A 20,321-nucleotide genomic window follows, 5' to 3' on the forward strand; every position below is an offset into this window, starting at 1 on the left:
GTCTACATACTGAGGAACGAGGCAACGTAGTGCGTTTTGCCAGTAACGGCGCGATGAGCTTTTTGTTTAATCTGCCGAACACGGATGATATATTTCGAGAGACAATCCAAAGAGGATTCGTCATCCGCAAGCAGCTGCTGGACGAAAATCAAATCTCACGCCAGCTCGGTGAGTTTCGTTTTTTGGTCAGCAGCGATGTATTATTCAAAGGCGTGCAGAACAATCGGTGGATTGAAAACGGAGTCGTCAGCACGGCTGGGGATGTCTATCTCATGGACGTTGGAGGCAGAGCCACCCAGGAATTATTCATAAAGGCTGCATCAAAAGAACGTACCAAGGGGTTTATGCAGTTAGGCAAGCTGGACCGCGTGTTTTATGTGATCCATTCGTCCAATGCTTACGACTACCAATTTATAAGTGTTGTAGACATGGCAGTGCTTTTCCGGCAAAAAGCCAGCATGCTAATTACCGTGTTCTTAATCTTTTTGGCAGCTATGGTCAGTTTTCTCCTGTTAATCGGATACAATCTTCGTGAAGATGCAGGTTTTCTGCAACGGATTATATATTCCATCCAACGTGTAAAATCCGCCAATTTTACGCCAATCAGTCCGACCCGATATCGGAAGAATGAGTACGGAATGATCGCGAGGGAACTCGACGATATGACGCGTCAGCTTAACCAACATATTCGAACCGAATATTTGCTAAAACTGAAACAGAAGGAAACAGAAATGAAAGCGCTTCAAAATCAAATTAACCCTCATTTTTTGTACAATACACTTGAAATTATCCGATCGTTTGCGCTGGCCGGCCGCGCGGTTGATACGGCTGAAGCGGTAGCTACACTGGGCTCGTTATATCGTGAAATCGTGAAGAACGAAGATATTATTCTGTTGGGCAGTGAGCTGGCTTTGCTTGAAAAATACTTAAAGATCATGGAATTTAAATATCCGGACAGATTCTATTATCAAATCAATGTGGACCAGGGACTGCTGTCTCTACCTACCGTTAAATTCTGGATGCAGCCGCTCGCCGAGAATTTTTTTGTTCACGGCTTCCATTCGGACCATGAATTTAATCTGCTTGTTGTGAATGGCATTGAAAATAACCACTCATACGTATTGGAGATTGTAGACAACGGGAACTCGATCTCGGAAAATCGATTGGCTGATATCCGCCGCAATCTGTCTTTTATCGGGGACTCGGTATCGGAGAGCATTGGCCTGCGCAACGTGTATACACGGCTTCATTTTTTCTATGGGAAAGGCTTTACCATGCAAATTGAAAATAATGTGGAAGCTGGTGTCAAAGTTACCTTAACCATAGCGAAGGAGGCGTAATGTATGTACAAACTTCTGATCGTTGATGACGAGCCACTAATCCTGGAGGGAATCAAGCGAACGTTGGACTGGGAAATGCTCGGCTTCAGACAGATCGAGACCAGCGAAACCTATGGGGATGCGCTAACAAAGGCTGTGGAGTTTTGGCCGGACCTCGCAATTTTTGACGTTTGCATCGGCAAGGAGCGTGGCTATAACGCCATTCACAAGCTTAATGAGCTAGGGCTCCCGACGACCTATATCATGATGAGCGGTTATGGTGAGTTCGAGTACGCCCTGGAGGCTATTCATTGTGGGGTTAAGGATTATCTACTCAAGCCCGTTGAGCGAGCTAAGCTTCAAGCTCTGATTGAACGAGTTATTGTCGAAAATTTGAACGGTACGCTGGAGGGAAGAAATCCGAACTGCCGTGACATAGACCCCATATTGGAAGTGCGCTACGACAGCTTATCCAAGCTAACCAATCGCATTTTGCTGATGGTTAAGGCTGAATACGATCAAAATATCAATCTCAAAGTGTTGGCCAGTCGTTTTCGGATGAACGGAACCTATCTTGGACAGATGTTTCTTAAGGAAACAAAGATGAAATTTTCGGAGTATCTTATGGTTTACCGAATGTTATGTGCACGAGAGCGTATTCAGGCTACAGACGAGAAGATATCGACAATTGCACTCTCCGTCGGTTACGCTAATCTAAACTATTTTTACACGCATTTCCAAGCCTACTTCAGCAAATCGCCTTCAGATATGCGGAGAAAGGAGTAGTCCAGAAATGATACATTCATCTATCTGGAACACATTGATCAAGTCTGTCCTGATTACAGCGATGATGACGCTGCCTCTGTCGGGGTGTATATCAATATCCGGGAAGAACGAGGAATTCGACAGAAGTATCAACACAGTGAATCTGATTTATTATACGCTTGGCAATCCTGACCAGGATCTGAAGATGGTAAACGCTAAAATCAATGAAGTGTTGGCCCAAAAAATCGGAATCACTATTACATATATCAAGATTGGGTGGCAGGAGTACAATGACCGGATCAATACGCTAATTTCGACGGGAACTCCTTTTGATATTGCTTTTACCACAGATTACTCAAGCTATGTTCAGCGAGGAGCATGGCTGAGACTGGACAGCTACTTATCCAGCTTTGGCAAGGATATGTACGACACGATCGACCCCGTTCTATGGCAGGGCGCTCGCATGGAAGACGGCGGCATCTACGGTGTGCCTACGAATAAGGAGCTTGCCGTCCGCATGCAATGGATGTATCCGGAGACGCTTGTCCAAAAGTATGACATCGACATTACAAATTACAACACCCTGGAGTCTTTGGATCCGCTGTTCCAAATGATCAAGGAAAAGGAACCCTCCTATCAGTTGATGGAGCTGGACAAGGATTCCCAGAACTTCTTCGCCATGTACGGTTACGAATATGTGCTGGATAAACCGCTACCACTGATGGTGCGTTCTCAGGATCCAGATGCGCAAGTATTCAATATATTTGAGACCGAGGAAGCAAGGCAGGTGCTGGATACACTCCGCAGCTATTACGTCAAGGGTTACATCAATGAAGACGCCGCCCTGCGGGAGAGCCAAAATCTCAAACGCGAAGAACGGGTTTTCTGGAAAGCTGCGGGAGGAGGACCCCTTTCGGAAAATAGCTGGAGCAAAGATCGCGGCTACAAGGTTGTTGCTCATCCCGTGACCCCGCCTTTGATCACGACGGAATCCGTTCGCGGCGGAATTATGGCAATAAACGCAAAGTCAGCGCACCCCGTTGAAAGTGTAAAGTTTTTAAATTTGCTCAACACGGACCCGGAAATCCGCAATCTGTTTAATTACGGTATTGAAGGTGTTCATTATACGTTGGACAAGAACGGACAGGTGCTGCTGAAATCTTCCGGAGACAGCGACGACGATCCAGTCTCAGCAGATGGCTATGAAGGTGTGCAGTATACGCAAGGAAACTGGTTCATTCTCAAAACCATCGGCGGAAAATTTCCCGATCCGTTGGATAAGTGGGATCAGTTCCGAGCAGCAAACGCAGAATACGTCAAATCGAACTTACTCGGATTCACGCCGAATTTGACCAGTATGTCCATTCAGGTCAACCTTATAAAAATGGTTTGGGAAAAGTACTATCCGAGCTTGATGACTGGCAGTGTGGATGTGGACAGGGTACTGCCCAAATTCAACGAGGAGCTGAAGCAGGCGGGTCTGGACGAGGTGCGGGTAGAAATACAACGGCAGCTCGACGCTTGGCGTGTTGACCATCCATAAAGGGGAGTTGCCGAATACCCGAAAGTTTTCCTAATTTCACTAATCCCTAATAACCGGCTGTGCCTTCCTTCTAAACTGGATGGCACAGCCGGTTCGTCAATAGGTGGAATACGATAGGGTTTTCCTATACTGTCATTTAAAAGTGTAAGGTTTAGATAAGCTTAGACAATTCCTTTGTCCATGGCTTTGCCGATCAGTGTAGCAAACAAACTGTTGGACCAGGCGAACCATTCACGTGAAAAATCGGAGGGATCATCCGGGTGAAAGCCTTCATGCATATATCCGGTATCCGCATCGGTCTGAACAAGCATATCAATTAATTCTTTGATCTCCTCATCGTTATCTGCTGTCAACGCCTGCATGGACAATGCCATATGCCACACATAACCTCCCGGGGTATGCGGACTACCGATGCCTCGGGCATGTTTACCCTCGAAATAGAAGGGGTTGTCGAAGCTTAGGGCAAAGCGGCGGGTGTTCTGATAAATTTCATCCTCCACACCCACATAACCAATATAAGGAATAGATATCAGTCCTGGTGTGCCGGCATCGTCCATCAGAGAATAATTACCGTATCCATCCGTTTCGTAGGCGTAAATCCGGCCGTATTTTGGATGATTCACAATTCCATAGGTCTGGATGCCGAAGTTGATTTCCTTGCGCAGCTTTGCTGCCCGGGCCGCCAATCTTTCGTCCTTATAGATTACGCTTGCGATCTCGCGAATATAGTCCAGAATTACTACAGCGAACATATTAGAGGGAATATTATAGCCGAACTCACAGCTGTCATCGCTCGGACGGAAGCCCGACCAGCTCATGCCGGTGTAATTGACAGGCATGCCGCGTCCGTTATTGTGCAAAGTTTCCGTATCCTGAAGTGTTTCCCGGATGAAATGGTACGGAGATTTCTCCCCGTGGTACTGCTCCGTTTCGATAACGTTCACGATAGAGGTCAGCGCCTGGTAGCAGGCAGTATCAAAGATATCAGTCTGCTCCGCTTCCTTCCAGTACATATAAGCCAGCTGTACAACGAAGCAGAGGGAGTCCAGCTCGTATTTGCGCTCCCACATCCAAGGGTTTAGATTGCAGTCATCCGTAGCTCGGTAATGTTTGTCACTTGCCGTTTCGTTGAAGGCATTGGTGTACGGATCAATATTGACATAGAACATCTGGCGGGCGATCAGGCCGCGGAGAATCCGCTGCAGCGCAGGGTCATGTTTAGCAAAAGGGATATAATGGCGCACTTGCTCCGTAGAATCCCGCAGCCACATGGCCGGGATATCCCCGGTAAATACAAAGGTGGTACCGTCTTCAAGCAGCTTGGTTGTTGTTTCCAGCGTATTCGGAAAGCAGTTGCGGAACAGTTGCTGCAATTTCGGATGATGCGCGAGCCGTTCATTGGCTTCAGTAAGATACGTAGTTATGGAAGCTGGCATGTTCATAGTCTAATTCCTCCTGTAAAGTTAAGATTGTAGGGTTGTACTACCGCAGAACAAAATCTTAATTTGGTTGGCATTCGTAGCAAATGTTTGCATACCTTCCCAATGAACACAATATGTCACATATGAAGTGTGATAAGAGGTTCATAATTCACATATTTGCAGCGATGCTTCGTCTGAAAATAAGTACATCAAGGCAGGCCGGAAAGTACCGCAGCAACGCGGTTTTATACTCTCTTAACATGACAATGCAGAACCTACATATTTACGGTGTCAACTTTGTTTCACTACACTTCGAATTGTAAGCGTTCGCAAGAAGAAATGAGCAGGAATGCGAATCAGCTACATGATTTCATGTAACGAAAAACAACTTAGAGAGGAGTGGGAGAATGAAGGGGAGTTATGCGGCAGTATCCGTGAATCCTTCAATAAAGAACAAATCCCTTGGCAAAAGAATCTGGAAAAATTGGGAGCTCTATCTGTTCATGCTTCCCGTGTTATTGTATTTCCTCGTTTTTCATTACGGTCCGATGTACGGCATTCAGATTGCATTTAAGAATTTCGTACCTTCGAAAGGAATTACAGGCAGCGAATGGGTCGGTTTTGACCATTTTGAACGGTTTTTCAATTCCTATTTTTTCTGGGATCTGCTATGGAACACGTTCAGCATCAGTTTCTATGAACTTGCTATCGGTTTTCCGCTTCCGATCATTCTGGCGTTGGCTTTCAATGAAGTTCGCAACGGCCCGTTCAAGAAATCGGTTCAGACAGTAACCTATGCGCCGCATTTCATTTCTGTAGTTGTTATGGCAGGCATGATCATTACTTTTTTATCACCCTCGAGTGGAATGATTGTCCGGTTTATCGAGTTCCTGGGCCTACAACCAGCGGCGTTTCTGACTGATCCGGCCTGGTTTAAGACAGTGTATGTCTTCTCGGGCGTCTGGCAGAGCACCGGGTGGGGAACTATTATTTATCTCGCAGCTCTGTCAGGCGTAGATCCCCAGCTGCATGAAGCGGCCATTATGGATGGAGCAAGCCGGTTTAAACGGATGCTGCATATCAATCTGCCGACGATCGTGCCCACCATAACTATTATGCTAATCTTGAATATGGGTAATATACTGGGCCTTGGCTTCGAGAAGATTCTGCTGCTGCAGAATTCGCTCAATATGGAGGCTTCCGATGTAATTTCCACCTATGTGTACCGCGCGGGCCTTGTGAACGCCCAGTACAGCTTCTCAACGGCTGTGGGATTGTTCAACTCGGTAGTCAACGTTATTTTGCTTGTTACTGTCAACCAGATCGCCAAACGCACCAGTGAGAATAGCCTCTGGTAGAAAGGAGTTGAAGTCTTTGGTTACTGCTATAAAAGAATCCAGGGGGGACAAGCTGTTTCTGATTAGCACCTATATCTATTTGGGCCTTGCACTGCTGGTAGTTCTCTATCCGCTAATCTATATTCTCAGCGCTTCAATCAGTTCACCGCAGGACGTCAATTCAGGAGCAATGTGGCTATTTCCGAAGAATGTGACACTGGACGGCTACAAGCTTGTTTTTGAGAACCCGAAGATATGGAATGGTTACTGGAACACGATTATTTACACTGTGGTGGGGACTCTGGTCAATCTCGCCGTTACTCTTCCGGCCTCGTATGCCCTAAGCAGATCTGATTTTGTCGGTCGCCAGTTGTTTATGGGCCTCATTCTGTTCACGATGTTCTTCAGCGGCGGAATCGTACCGACGTATCTGTTGGTCAAGAACCTTGGTCTCATTAACAGTATGTGGGCATTGATCCTGCCAGTGGCCGCTTCGGTTTGGAATATTGTTGTAGCCCGCACCTTTTTTCAGACGACCATCCCAAAAGAACTGCAGGAAGCGGCGCATATTGACGGTTGTACGAATTTAAAGCTGTTTATACGTATTATTTTGCCGCTGTCGGCACCGATTGTGGCCGTTATGGCCCTGTTCTATGGAGTAAGCCATTGGAACAGCTACTTCCCGTCCCTAATCTATTTGAATGATGAAGCTAAGTATCCGCTGCAGATGGTTCTGCGCCAGATTCTTGTCCTTCAGGAAATGTCGGCCGAAACCACGGGCGCTTCGATCAATGGCGAGGTGGCGAGCGCTATGAATAATAAGGCAGAAACGGCATCGTTGATCAAATACGGAGTTATAGTTGTCTCCACACTGCCCATCGTTGCAGTTTATCCATTCCTGCAGCGTTACTTTGTCCAGGGGGTCATGATCGGCTCTGTTAAAGGCTAAACAATAGAATGTTTGTATAACAAGGGAGGAATTATTCATGCAGATTACACGCAAACCATGGAAGCTTCTGCTTTCTTCGGCTCTAGTTATTACACTGCTGGCAGGCTGCAGCAATTCAAATGAAGGTGCAGCGAATAACAGTACCGGGGAGGTCGCTGTTAATAAAGAAGGTTTCCCAATAGTCAATGAATCCGTTACTTTGACGCTTATGGCGCCGGATGTAGGAATTCAGAACTGGGAGAAGATGGCGGTGCTCCAGCAGATGCAGGAGAAGACCGGCATTAAGCTGGAATACAAGAATGCACCGAAGGACAGCTTCGAGACAAAGAAGAATTTAGTGCTCGCTAGCGGGGATTACCCGGATATCCTTTATGCAGCCGGTCTGACGACCGCAGAGCAGATGAATTATGGAGAGCAGGGTATCCTCATACCCCTGGAGGATCTGATTGAAGAATACGCTCCCAATTTCAAGGCACTGCTGGAGGAGAATCCGGATGTCCGTAAATCAATTACAGCACCGGACGGGCATATCTATTCCTTGCCGGTAGTAGAACTTAGCCAGCACTGGTACCGCAATCCGATATGGTATAACGGGGACTTCCTGAAGGCGCTGAATATCGAGAAGCTTCCCGAAACGACGGAAGAGCTGTATACCTACCTGAAACGTGTGAAGGAGGAAGATCCAAACGGTAATGGCAAAGCCGATGAAATTCCGATTTCCTCAGTGACAACACCCGCTGCGAACCTCCGCGATATCCGTACCTGGCTGCTTGGCGCCTTCGGTATTTATGAAGAAGAAATTTACGTGGACGATGCGGACAAGGTGCATTATACACCGCTTGAAGAAGGTTATAAGGAATATTTGACCTATATGAACCGCCTGTGGTCCGAAGACCTGTTGGATCACGAGAGCTTCTCGCAGACGGCAGAGCAGAAGAAGGCCAAAACGCAGAATAATCAAGTTGCCCTCTTCTCAGACTGGCATGCCTACATGTCCAAGGGCGGAGAGCCTTCGACGGCAGATCCGATGTTTGCGCCTGTCCGCAGTGAATCCATTGCTGCTCCTGCGATTGCAAAGAACAAAGGAATCACAACTGGTGCATTTGCCATCACGGAAAGTAATCCCGCTCCGGAAGCGTCTATGCGCTGGGTGGATTATCTCTATTCTTATGAAGGGGCGATGTTCTTCAATAAAGGGCCTGAGGGCATTCTCTGGGAATACACTGACAAAGAGAATCGGGTCAAGAAGTTCTTGCCTGTACCGGACGGCAAGGAAATGGAAGATTACCGGGCAACTCTGACGCCCAACTACGGCATTCCTGCTCCAACCCTGTCCATGGATGATATTAGTAAGGGGCTGAAGACAGACTTTGACCTCTGGGTAGAGCAGGAAACCCAGCAGAAGCTTCTCGATAAAGGCGCACGGATTCCGTTCCCGACCTTGTTCTTTACCGTGGAAGAGCAGACCGAAATCAGCAGCCTCAATTCTGATTTGAGAACATATGTGAATCAGATGGAAGCGAAATTCATCACTGGTGCCGAGCCGCTTACGGGTTGGGATAATTATGTGGCGACCGTCAAGAAAATGGGCGGTGAGCGTGTGGCTGAAATCAACCAGGCTGCCTATGACCGGTGGAAATCCAACTAATCAGGACAATGCGGTTCCGTGAAGATTTCCGACGGAGTGATCCGAGTTTCTTTTAAACCCTATGAAGTCCAGACGATCAAACTATACCATGAACATGAATTGCAGGAGGAATAGATATGCAAATCACGAGACATCCGGATAATCCTATTGTCGTCCCGGGCGGCTATGAATGGCGCAAGGTTACGGTTTTCAACCCTGCAGTCATCATTGATAACGGCAAATTTTATATGATTGAGCGCACCGCAGGTTCCCTGACGCCATGTAAGAATTACCTCGGTCTGCTTGAGAGCGAAGATGGCGTAAACTTTACCCATGTGAGGGATGAGCCGATTGTGACGCCAGATATGCTGGGGTTCCCTTATGGCAGTGTACAGGACCCGCGGATTGTCAAAATCGAAGGGACCTTTTATTTGAACTACGCCCTGCGCCCCTGTGCAATGAGCTATTATCCTACAGGGGCAGGTGTCCCCTTGCGCTCTATTCCCGAATATCCGGATGGGTGGGGGGAAGAAGAGGGGCATTGGCTGACCCGGTCCTCTATTCTGAAGTCGGATAATCTATTGGATTGGGAGTTTGTGGCGGACACGACACCACTTGATATCAATGACAGGGACAACATTCTGTTCCCCGAGAAAATAGGCGGCAAATTCGTGCTGCTGCGCCGCCCCGAGGAATATGTGGGAGAAGACTATGGAACGGATAATGCGGCCATGTGGATTACCTACTCCGAGGATCTTGTGAACTGGGAAGAGCCCAAGCTGCTCGCCACCGCCGGAAGCCTGTCCTGGGAATCGCGGAAGATCGGAGGTTCTACGCCACCGGTACGCACGGACAAGGGCTGGCTGGTGCTCTATCACGGTGTTGATGAGGATGTTGTCTACCGTGTGGGAGCGATGCTGCTGGATTTGGAGCAGCCAGAGAAAATCATTGCCCGGACAGCTAATTTTATTATGGAGCCGGAGACGTACTATGAGAAATTCGGGTTCCAGATTCCGAATGTCATCTTCCCTACCGGAAATGTGGTCAAAGACGGACTGCTCTATATCTATTACGGGGTAACGGATACAGCGATTGCGCTCGCAACAGTTCCTTTGGATGAGCTGGTGGAGCATATTCTCCAAGAAGCGCAGTAGCAAAACAACCTATAAAGTGAAAGTTTAGCTTTTCTGAAAGGGCGGAAGGTCCGCCAAGTTAACCGGTCTTTTCGCAGCAGCCCCCTTCAAGGCATGTTCCTTGCGGTACTGCCCCGGCGTCAGACCGGTTTCTTTTTTGAACTTGCGAATGAAATTAGGCGCATCCAAATAACCGACCTGCTCAATAATTTCTTTGAGCGGAGCACTAGTGCTCTGTAGTAGCCGGATGACCTCATCCATACGCCGCTGCCAGATATATTGTGAGAAATTGCTGCCGGTCTTATCTTTGAAGCTACGGCTTAAATAAGAGGTTGAAATGGCAAACTTAAGCGCCACATGCTCCAGACTGAGGGTGTAGTCTGCGAACTGCTTGTCCACGTAAGCCAGAATGTCATCCATTAATGAAGGCTCGCTTGTCTCCGTATTTTGTTCGACCTGCGCGCAAATAGCAGAGGCCAAAGAGAGAAGACGGTTCTCAAGCTCTTCGAGGGTCTCAAAGGAGGTCAATTCCGGCATATTGGCGAACACTTCATGCATGCCAAACTCGGAGGCTGTGCGCAAAAAAGCGTTCAGCAAATCGAAGCAGATGCAGCGCAGCAGATGAACCTGCAGCGGCTCGTCTTTGATTTTATCAATGGTATCAGCAATCATCTGGGCAGCAACCGATTCATTGCCCTGCTTCAGGCTCTGCTCCAGCTTCAGCATGGATTTACGCGGAATCCAGAAGCTCTGGGCAGCGGAAGGGACTAGCTCTACGAGCTGCTCGAAGTAGGATACCTGTCCGCTACGTCGGATCATCCGGTGCTCCAAAGCTGCAGCGGCTTCGATGAAAGATTGATTAAGGAGAGCCAGGTCCCGGTAGGCCATGCCAACACCGATACTTAGAGACAGCTGCGAGTGTTTGCGGATTACCTCTAGAATGGCTTCAATAACCTGCTCCATCCGGCTTTGAACCGGTATGTCCGTATCGTCAGGAAGTGAAATAATCAGGGCAAACTGGTCCTTGACCGAGAATTCCACACCGAAGATCTGTGCATCGGGACCGGACAGACATACATTGCTCAGTATTTCCTGCAACAGATGGCGTTCCTGCCAGGACTTGTCGCCTGGCACAGTTTCATCCCAGGACAAGATCGCCGAGAAATAGAGGCCTTTTCCCTGAGGATGCTTGAAACCTGCGCTAAGAATCATCTGCTCAATTTCAGGATCATCCGGCTTGCCATGCTTGAGCAGCAGCAGCATACACTGATTACGGACGAAGGGTTCCTGAAGATCAATTCTGGCACTGTAATCGTGGAGAGTCTGCCGAATCCATTCCCATTCATTGCGGAGCTTGGGAGCGTCATTGCCGCTTCCTCTCAGCTTCGCAAATTCCATTAGATCCCTAATTGGATGGTACTGCCGTTTGGCCAGCAGCAGTGCGGCAGCTATGCCGGTAATGACTGTTATACAGAAGACGATCAGAATCAGGGTCTGTACATGGGCGACACGGCTGAAGAACTGGAAGCTTGGCATCGTTGTCACATAGGTCCAGCCATTTTCTTCAGATTGTACGGAAACGACGGAGTATGGTTCCCCGTCCAGCTCCAGATTATGAGTACCAGGCTTAAGTGCGGATAAATTTTTAAGTTCCTCCTGGGGAAGGCTGACGCCATGATTGTTCGCTGTTAACACCTCTCCGGAGGGACCAAAAATATAGCTGCTACCGGAGAAATCACTCAAAATCGAATCCATGACGCCGGTAAGATTGGATTCTTTCATTAAATAGAGAACGGTCCCGTACGGAAACGGGTCATTCGGTTTGATGGGTACGAGCATGACGAGCATCGGATCCATGCGGGAATTGACCGTCACATTCTCGGCGGGACGTACCAAAGGCTGCCGGGTTTCATTCAAATCCCGTCGCAATTCTTCTGAGTTCCAGCGCTCGAATTGATAGAAGGAATCAAAGGTGACATGAAGATCAGCCAGACCGCGGTATGAATAGATGTTGGAATCGCCATGAAAATAGAGAAGCAGATCCTCTGCTATGTTACTGCTGGCCTTGTAATTCGCCAGCGTCTGAATCGCCTCCAGGCCGTAGTAAGGATGCCGAACCATATAGGGGGTCAGATGTCTGTCATAGGCGATTCTCCCCGCTAGTTCCTGGAGCTCTTTCATACGACTATCTATGGTGCTCTTCACCTGATTGAGCTGATTGACATTAGATTGTTCAATTTCGACACGCAGGCCCTTGACAGCGTTCTCATAAACGAAAATGGTTACACCAGTTAGAGGGATAAGAAATATTAGGATGTAGGAAAATGCATATTTCAGCAGAAGCTTTGATTTGAAATGATTCCAGCTGAGCCGGAACCTATTGAGCAAGGATGGCTTGGGTGCCGGATTTGCCATAAAGCAGTCCCTCCAGAGTTAAATATTCGGATGATAAATCTTGGGATTATAAATCACTGTTCTCTTCTAGATTACACCTGTGCTAATATAAACATTATAACATTATAATCTTTAAAATGGAGCAACTATCTAAGTTTATTATTAAATTTAGGGATGTATTGCTTTCATGACATTAATCATTTTTTGAATTTTTTCTTTATACCGGGGTTGATGAAGGAGATGGGAAGAGTGGGCACAGAGCATGTGCTGCGCAATTTGCAGCTTGTGGATGGGCGAATCATGGATATAGCCATTCAGGATGGGATTATCACCGCCATTACACCTGCAGCTCAGGCGGAAGGAGAGAGCGGGCTAGACTGTTCCGGGTTATATGTGTCCAGCGGATGGATTGATCTGCATGTGCATGCTGTACCGGAGCTTGATCCCTATGGCGATGAAATCGACGAAATTGGTGTAAAGCAGGGCGTAACAACGCTGGTGGATGCCGGGAGCTGTGGTGCAGACCGAATCGGAGCTTTGTATACCGCGAGTCTGAAGGCTAATACCCGAGTGTTTGCTCTATTGAATATTTCAAGAATAGGGCTCGAACGGACAGATGAACTGTCTCAGCTGGAATGGATTGATCGAGACAAGGTTCTGGAGGCGGTAGCGACCTATCCGAAATTCATCGTCGGTCTGAAAGCCCGTATCAGCCAGAGTGTTGTCAAAGACAGCGGCATACAGCCGCTCAAGCTGGCACGAACACTGTCGGAAGAAACGAAGCTTCCGCTCATGGTGCATATCGGCTCCGCTCCGCCCGCGATATCCGAGGTTTTGGAGCTGCTGCAACCGGGTGATGTAATTACCCATTACCTTAACGGCAAGTCCAACAATCTGTTCCACGCGGACGGAACACCTCTGCAAGGATTGCTGTATGCAGCTGCCCAAGGAATTCATCTGGATGTGGGGCATGGCACGGCGAGCTTCTCCTTCCAGATTGCAGAACAGGCCAAGGCGGCAGGCATTGCACTGAATACCATCAGCACGGATATCTACCGGGGCAACCGTCTGAACGGACCAGTGTACAGTATGGCAAATGTGCTGACGAAATTTTTGATTCTCGGCTATAGCCTGGAAGAGGTCATCCAAGCTGTTACAGTCAGCGCAGCGGAGTGGCTCGGCAAACCGGAGCTCGGACAGATAAAGGTGGGACAGCAAGCCAACTTGACTTTGTTTGCACTGGAAGCAGGTGAGAAGCTGCTTAAGGACTCGGAAGGTGATGTTCGGGTCGCGCAGTATTATATTGAGGCTAAAGGAGTTTTTACTAATGGATCATTCATTACAGGCTAGATATGGATTGAAACGTGTTATTAATGCCAGTGGAAGAATGAGCATCCTTGGTGTTTCCGCACCAACAGATTCGGTCATGGAGGCAATGAAGCAGGGCGGACAGCGTTACGTGGAAATTGCGGATCTTGTGGACAAATCTGGAGAATATATTGCACGGCAGCTTGGTTCGGAAGGGGCGGTTGTCGTGAACTCAGCATCCAGCGGCATTGCACTGTCGGTGGCAGCCTTTGTGACTTCTGGAGATCCGCGACTCAGCCTTCGGCTGCATCAGGAGCCGGTACTGAAGAATGAGATTATTATGCTGAAGGGCCATAACGTGCAGTATGGAGCGCCAGTTGAAACCATGGTATTCCTTGGCGGAGGCAGGGTGGTAGAAGTTGGATATGCCAATGAAGGTCGCAAAGAGCATATTGAACAGGCGATTGGTGAACGCACCGCAGCCATCCTTTATGTCAAATCCCATCACGCCGTCCAGAAGAACATGATTTCTGTAGAGGAGGCGTGGGATGTTGCTGTGCGCAGAGGGGTGCCACTGATCGTCGATGCGGCAGCGGAAGAGGATCTGCGCAAATATGTCCAGTATTCGGATCTGGCGATCTACAGCGGGTCAAAAGCTATTGAAGGCCCTACCTCCGGCATTGTCGCCGGCAAAATGAAATATGTCGAGTGGCTAAAGGTACAGCTGCACGGGATCGGCCGCAGCATGAAGGTCGGCAAAGAGACCACCTTTGGGCTGCTTCAGGCTTTGGAGGAATATCAGGACAAAGCCGACAACAGCGAACGGGAGAGGCAGGCGCTGGAGGCTCTTCAGCCGCTTGCCGGGCTTTCTGGAGTTTCGATCCACATCGTGCAGGATGAAGCGGGAAGAGCGATTTTCCGTGGGCGCATCCAGATTGATTCATCTGTTGCAGGAGTGGATGCGAGGCATGTCAATGATCTGCTGCGTAAAGGCGTAATTGCGATATATACAAGGGACTATGGGGTTAAGCAGGGGTATTTCGATATTGATCCAAGATCGCTTCAAGGTGATGATCTTCAAGTCATCGTCAGCAGAATACATGAAATCGTGGGGGGAAACAAGAATGAGTAATATTCAGCAGCGTTTATATAAAAACAGAGCCGCTCTTAATGTACTGGCCAGCAGTATTGAGAACGCGAAGGAAGTGTACGAGGCAGCGGAAGGATATGTTTTGGTAGGCGTGCTCTCCAAAAATTACGCGACGGCATCGGAAGCGGCAGCCGCGATGATCCAATACGGTCAGACGATTGAGGACGCTGTATCTATCGGATTGGGTGCAGGAGACAATCGACAGGCCGCAGTGGTGGCGGAGATTGCCTCAAGCTATCCTGGAAGCCATATCAATCAGGTGTTTCCAGCAGTCGGGGCAACCCGCGCTAATCTGGGCGCCAAGGATAGCTGGATTAACAGTTTGGTCTCCCCTTGCGGACAGCCAGGCTACGTAAATATTTCAACCGGCCCCGTCAGTTCAGGTACGACTCCGCATGCTATTATTCCGGTACATGCTGCCATCGCGCTGGTTCGTGACATGGGCGGCAATGCGTTGAAATATTATCCAATGCAGGGGTTGAAATTGGAAGAGGAGTACCGTGCAGTTGCCAAGGCCTGCGGGGAAGCCGGGTTTGCTCTGGAGCCTACGGGTGGAATCGACCTGGATAACTTCGGACCCATTTTGGAGATTGCACTTCAAGCTGGGGTGCCCCAGGTTATCCCGCATGTGTATTCATCTATTATTGATCCGCAGACGGGAAGTACGAATGTCCAGGATGTCGTCAAACTGCTTGAAACGATGAAATCGCTGGTGGATCGGTATGCCTAGGATTGCGGCTTTTGGTGAAGTGATGATGCGGTTGCAGGTCCCGGGCCATGGAACCCTGGTCCAGAGCAACACGCTGGATTATTCTTTTTCCGGCAGCGGGGTTAATGTAACGGCAGCGCTGGCTGGGTACGGTCATAACGGTGCTCTTATTACCACTTTGCCGGAAACACCAGTAGGCGAAGCGGCAATTGCTTATCTGCGCAAACTTGGGGTGGATACTTCACTAATTTGCCGGGGAGGTAAGCAGCTGGGGATGTACTTTCTGGAGAATGGCTTTGGAGCCCGCCCCGGCAGAGTCACTTACACAGATCGACTCGGCAGCAGTTTCAATACCGCGGAAGCAGGTAATTACGATATGGTTGCTCTTGCCTCCCGGATCGACGTTCTTCATTTATGCGGTATTACGCTGGCTATGAATGAAGGCGTTCGCAAGCAAATGAAACGGCTTGCTGCGGAAGTGAAGAGTGCCGGGGGAAAAGTTGTTTTTGACTGCAATTACCGTCCTGCGTTATGGGGAGCGGATGGCTATGCCAAGGCCCGCCCGCATTATGAGCAACTGCTGGAGCTGACGGACCTGGTGCTAATGAATGAGAAGGACGCACAGTTTATCCTTGGATTTGGAACCGGAGAATATGATAGAATGACACAGTTGAAGCAAGCGATTCCCAAAGTGGTTGAGCGCTTCGAAATCGAAACGGCAGCGGGAACCCACCGTGAAATTAACGCTGACCATACACATTCCCTGACAGGATATATTTATCAGCAAGGTACGTTTCTATTTTCTCGCAAGCTGACTTTCCCGGTGTATGACCGGATCGGTGCCGGCGATGCCTTTGCCAGCGCCGTCATTCATGGGGAATTGCAACAATATCCGCAGCAGCAGACGGTTAATATGGCAGCGGCAGCAGCGATGCTCGCCCATACAACTCAGGGTGATACAGCGCTTTTTACCGAGAGCGAGGTGCTCCGGGCGCTGTCTGACCATACCTTAGATGTTGAAAGGTAGTGAACAACGAGTGTCTTTGAAACGAAAGCAAGGTCCCTTATATCAGCAAATCCAGAAAATTCTCAAAGACCGGATTTTGCATGGCGTGTATCCTTTAGGGAGCATCATCCCCTCCGAACCGCAGCTGGAGAAGGAATTCGGTGTCAGTAAAATGACGGTCCGCGGCGCTGTTCAAGAGCTGTCCCAAGAAGGTTATGTGCAGAAGAAAAGCGGTATCGGAACGATTGTCATGCGCAATACCTCCCATCAGAAGCTCTCTAAGGGCAAACGGTTTACGGAGCTGCTCGTAGAAGAGGGGCACAAGCTGGAAAAGAAACAGCTGGAATCCCGGTTAATTGCGAATGAAGCCGGAACGGAGGACTATGACCGCTATGGGCCGTATTGTCAGCGAATTGAACGGCTCTACATTTTGAATGGACAGCCGTATATTCATCTGATACACTTCTTGGCTGCAGCTGCATTGCCCAGTGGAGGTACAGCAGAAATGGTCACAAACATTCAGTCGCTGTATGACTCACTGGAGGAGAACGACATTGCGCTGGAAAACTTCAGAGACCGTTTCTATGTAGAGACGGCACCCCCTGAGGTGTGTCAGTTGCTGGAGATCCCACCAGGGACGCATGTACTCAAGCGCCTGCGTAACTCCTTCGACGGAGAAGGAAGACTTATTGAGCACAGTATTGGCTGCTATAACACAGAGCTTCATCATTATCTGGTCAATTACGACACTTGAAGTCTCTTAAGCAGTAACCAGAAAGTTCGGAAGCAGCAGTGTAGTTTGAGGGACGGCTTTTGAGCGGGGCGTTGCAAACGGCTTAAAACTTAGGGAAATGAAGGGTAGTCTAAATTGAAGCTCATACCAGAAGTAAACCACGGAATACCGTGGTTTTTTTGTTTTATCGGTAAAAGCTTTTGTTCTATAATACATTTTGATATGAACATGCTTGGTGCTCTTTAGATTAAAAAAATCATCAAAAAAACTATTCCTGTGATAGCATACATATGTGAATGAATAGCATTTTCTTTGAAAAATAGATGCACTGAATCCACAATTTACAAATTTACTAGAAACTTTTCCCTGAAACTAGCGTCTAATACTATGACTTTTTGAGAGTGTAAACATTACTTGGGAGCAGAAGGAGCCAAAGACAAAGCATGAATCTGAAGAAGAAATTGTCCATTTTTACCGCTTTAGCCGTTTTACAAGCATTTGCAGTCGGTTCTGTGAGTGCGCAATCAGCACCGCAAGGTGACACCGCGTCAGTAAACACAGCCAATGTAGAATCAGTTGAGGTGTTACAGCAAGAGCAGCCGATTGCAGAGCGTGAAGTGAAGACGGAGAGCAATAACAAATCTATCAATACTCCGCCCACTGAAGCCAAGGACACTCAAACCTCAACCGGCACTGAGGCAATACCTAAAACAGAGAGCGAGAAACCTGCATTGGATGGGGGAGAGACCCCTGCAAACGAAACGGGTACAAAACCTGTAGTTCAAGAGGAAACCCCTGAGAAGGTTGAAACGCCAGCTACGCCTGCTCAGATTGAGCAACCATCCGTTGATGGGACGTCTCCTGCAGTAGCAGGTGGAAATCTGACGTTGTACATGAATAGCAACAAAATGGAGCAGGATGGAAAAACGTATCTTGCTGGACAGCCAATGGCTGTAAAAAACGGTGTATCCTATGTTGCAATCCGTGCGCTGGTTGACCGTGTGGGATATGGCGTCAAATACGATAACAAAACCAAGGAAACCATCATTATTAGTGGTGATGATGAACTCCGATTCAAAACTAACAGCAAGGACTATACGGTAAATGGAGAGACCAGAACGATGAAAGGCCCTGCATATCAACAAAAAAATACGTTCATGGTGCCGTTAACTTCCATTACTCAAGCTCTGAACATCACCTATAAAGTGAATCAGTCGGCTAAAACGGTGGTGTTGAATCTTAATACAAAACCTGTTGCAAGCTTTACCATTTCCCAAAAGGAAATCTTTGCGGGTGATCAAGTGGACTACGTGACTTCTTCCAGTTCACCTAATGGAATGGATATCGTTGACGAACGCTGGACTGGTCGCCAGGATTCATTTGATCAAGCAGGTACATATACGATTTCATATCAAGTACAGGATTCCAATGGTCAATGGAGCGACCCCTATTCAACTACGATTGAAGTTTTGGCTCCTAATCTTCCTCCTGTAGCCATGTTCGCCACCGATAAAGAACAGTATAAAATGGGCGAAAAAATAACATACACAGACCAAAGTACAGATGACGAAGATAATATTGATAAAGCGGTATGGGAGAACAATTCGCTGGCCTTTTTTGAACCCGGTCCCAAAACGGTGACACTCACCGTTACTGACAATCACGGCGCAACGGACACTTACTCCAAAGTTATAACCATAACCAATGAGACATTATATTCATTTTCCGATTTCAATTTGCTCTTCACGCCGGTAGGACAGAAATTTACCTTTAACGGTGGCGAAGTAACTTCCATGGAAAAAGTGTCTTATACGTACACGGATGAGCCAAGTCTGTTGATCCGCAGCAACAGTCCTGAAACGGTTAATACGGAAGGCATCGTGTATAAAGAATCATCTTCGGGGCAGACGCGTTTCATGATTCACCACGTAAACAATACAGGTAAAAGAGTGAAAATGTATGTTATTGCAACCAATAACAACCCAAATCCGGCTGTATTCGAACAACAAAATATGGGCTTTGCAGGACCTACACCATATGCAACCGTAGCTGGGAAATTGTCGATTGATAAATGGTTCAAGTCGATTCAGACCGGAGCGGATCAAAAGAAAGAGTACCTTCAACCTGGGGAAAGCAAATTGATTTTGACAGAACTTAATAAAACGCCGATGAAAGAAGGACAAGTCATCTCTCTCTATTCGGACGCTTATAGTGATTATTCCTTAGACTATAACGTTATTCTGGTGGAAGAAAATAAAGATCCGTTCGAGGCTCTGCCATTACTACCTGTGCTTGATCGTGACGGAGTGCACAACCGTGGTACGTACCCGAATGCGACTCGCATTATAAAGTACGATGAGCACGTGGGAATCAAACCTGCCCGTCTGCCGCTTGGTGACAATTCAAGCGATCCCAATCTGGTAGGAACAGATCCGATGGCTTACACAGACGCATCCAATGCGGGTAATTTCGGCGTATTATACAAAATCACGCTGACCAATGTTGCACCGCGTACGCTTATCTCCTTTAACCCTCGTGGAGGGAAGTACTCAGGAGTTGCTCTAGTGAACAATCAGGTTGTATCCATTGCCGAAGGTAACGTTGCTGTTAGCAATTCAAGTGAACAAAGCGTTCTTTACCGCACAGGGGCATATGGAGAGAGCGTTACGATTCTTTTCTCTGCCGCGCCAGGAAGCAACCTGCCGGTCAATCTGCTCTTTACACCGCTCCCATCGGAGAAGTGATATAGTTCTCTCTTAAAGCTAGAGCGGGAATGAATGACTGGGTTGGCGTATTAAATTAACTATCGAAAGAAGACTCCATAAGGAGTCTTTTCTTTTCACTGGGAATATGAGGATATACGGAATGGATGCTGCTTAAAAAGCCATATTTAAAACCGCTTATTTCTACTGAGGAGGTATCAAATT

15 protein-coding genes are annotated in these 20,321 nt (G+C 47.9%); 13 read left to right on the forward strand and 2 right to left on the reverse strand.

Features of this window, described 5'->3' with window-relative positions; all coding sequences use genetic code 11:
• From G3352_RS29845 to G3352_RS29855, 3 genes are all read left to right on the forward strand, one after another.
• A partial coding sequence (locus G3352_RS29845) for a sensor histidine kinase (RefSeq protein ID WP_163761608.1) occupies positions 1 to 1,340 on the forward strand: 1,340 nt, incomplete at its 5' end.
• Between the two features lie 3 nt (positions 1,341 to 1,343).
• Positions 1,344 to 2,105: a response regulator transcription factor gene (locus G3352_RS29850; protein WP_076291376.1), complete on the forward strand. Its 762-nt coding sequence runs from the start codon at positions 1,344 to 1,346 to the stop codon at positions 2,103 to 2,105.
• Positions 2,106 to 2,112: 7 nt separating this feature from the next.
• Complete coding sequence (locus G3352_RS29855) at positions 2,113 to 3,627, forward strand: ABC transporter substrate-binding protein (RefSeq protein ID WP_163761609.1); 1,515 nt, start codon at positions 2,113 to 2,115, stop codon at positions 3,625 to 3,627.
• Between the two features lie 161 nt (positions 3,628 to 3,788).
• Here G3352_RS29855 and G3352_RS29860 read toward each other — a convergent pair whose 3' ends face one another.
• The gene (locus G3352_RS29860) at positions 3,789 to 5,069 is read right to left on the reverse strand and encodes a glycoside hydrolase family 125 protein (RefSeq protein WP_163761610.1); all 1,281 of its coding nucleotides are present in this window, start codon (positions 5,067 to 5,069) and stop codon (positions 3,789 to 3,791) included.
• 386 nt (positions 5,070 to 5,455) lie between these two features.
• On the opposite strand from G3352_RS29860, the gene G3352_RS29865 reads away from it, so the two are divergent.
• The 4 genes from G3352_RS29865 (at position 5,456) to G3352_RS29880 (ending at position 10,115) form a co-directional block, all read left to right on the forward strand.
• Entirely contained in the window at positions 5,456 to 6,406 is a 951-nt protein-coding gene (locus G3352_RS29865; protein WP_163761611.1) for an ABC transporter permease, read from the forward strand.
• A gap of 16 nt (positions 6,407 to 6,422) precedes the next feature.
• Entirely contained in the window at positions 6,423 to 7,334 is a 912-nt protein-coding gene (locus G3352_RS29870; protein ID WP_053781101.1) for a carbohydrate ABC transporter permease, read from the forward strand.
• Positions 7,335 to 7,371: 37 nt separating this feature from the next.
• The gene (locus G3352_RS29875; RefSeq protein ID WP_163761612.1) at positions 7,372 to 8,982 is read left to right on the forward strand and encodes an extracellular solute-binding protein; all 1,611 of its coding nucleotides are present in this window, start codon (positions 7,372 to 7,374) and stop codon (positions 8,980 to 8,982) included.
• Between the two features lie 116 nt (positions 8,983 to 9,098).
• Positions 9,099 to 10,115, forward strand: a complete 1,017-nt coding sequence (locus tag G3352_RS29880; protein ID WP_163761613.1) for a glycoside hydrolase family 130 protein — start codon at positions 9,099 to 9,101, stop codon at positions 10,113 to 10,115.
• A 24-nt stretch (positions 10,116 to 10,139) separates the two neighbouring features.
• Here the strand turns inward: G3352_RS29880 and G3352_RS29885 are convergent, their stop codons facing one another.
• The gene (locus G3352_RS29885) at positions 10,140 to 12,509 is read right to left on the reverse strand and encodes a helix-turn-helix domain-containing protein (protein ID WP_163761614.1); all 2,370 of its coding nucleotides are present in this window, start codon (positions 12,507 to 12,509) and stop codon (positions 10,140 to 10,142) included.
• 219 nt (positions 12,510 to 12,728) lie between these two features.
• Here G3352_RS29885 and G3352_RS29890 point away from each other — a divergent pair, with 219 nt between their 5' ends.
• The 6 genes from G3352_RS29890 (at position 12,729) to G3352_RS29915 (ending at position 20,138) form a co-directional block, all read left to right on the forward strand.
• Positions 12,729 to 13,838 (forward strand): amidohydrolase/deacetylase family metallohydrolase, encoded by a 1,110-nt coding sequence (locus G3352_RS29890; protein ID WP_163761615.1) that lies wholly within the window; start codon positions 12,729 to 12,731, stop codon positions 13,836 to 13,838.
• Positions 13,816 to 14,928, forward strand: a complete 1,113-nt coding sequence (locus G3352_RS29895) for a DgaE family pyridoxal phosphate-dependent ammonia lyase (protein ID WP_163761616.1) — start codon at positions 13,816 to 13,818, stop codon at positions 14,926 to 14,928. The genes G3352_RS29890 and G3352_RS29895 overlap by 23 nt, the downstream gene beginning before the upstream one ends.
• On the forward strand, positions 14,921 to 15,676 hold the full coding sequence (gene dagF, locus G3352_RS29900; protein WP_163761617.1) for a 2-dehydro-3-deoxy-phosphogluconate aldolase: 756 nt from the start codon (positions 14,921 to 14,923) through the stop codon (positions 15,674 to 15,676). Before G3352_RS29895 ends, dagF begins: the two co-directional genes overlap by 8 nt.
• Positions 15,669 to 16,682: a sugar kinase gene (locus G3352_RS29905; protein WP_163761618.1), complete on the forward strand. Its 1,014-nt coding sequence runs from the start codon at positions 15,669 to 15,671 to the stop codon at positions 16,680 to 16,682. The genes dagF and G3352_RS29905 overlap by 8 nt, the downstream gene beginning before the upstream one ends.
• On the forward strand, positions 16,669 to 17,415 hold the full coding sequence (locus tag G3352_RS29910; protein ID WP_205525127.1) for a GntR family transcriptional regulator: 747 nt from the start codon (positions 16,669 to 16,671) through the stop codon (positions 17,413 to 17,415). The genes G3352_RS29905 and G3352_RS29910 overlap by 14 nt, the downstream gene beginning before the upstream one ends.
• A 422-nt stretch (positions 17,416 to 17,837) precedes the next feature.
• Positions 17,838 to 20,138 carry a copper amine oxidase N-terminal domain-containing protein gene (locus tag G3352_RS29915; protein WP_163761620.1) on the forward strand — a complete coding sequence of 767 codons (2,301 nt, stop codon included), beginning with the start codon at positions 17,838 to 17,840 and terminating at the stop codon, positions 20,136 to 20,138.
• Positions 20,139 to 20,321 lie beyond the last annotated feature (183 nt).

The sequence above is a fragment of the Paenibacillus sp. ALJ109b genome (assembly GCF_010747435.1).
Lineage (GTDB): Bacteria > Bacillota > Bacilli > Paenibacillales > Paenibacillaceae > Paenibacillus > Paenibacillus taichungensis.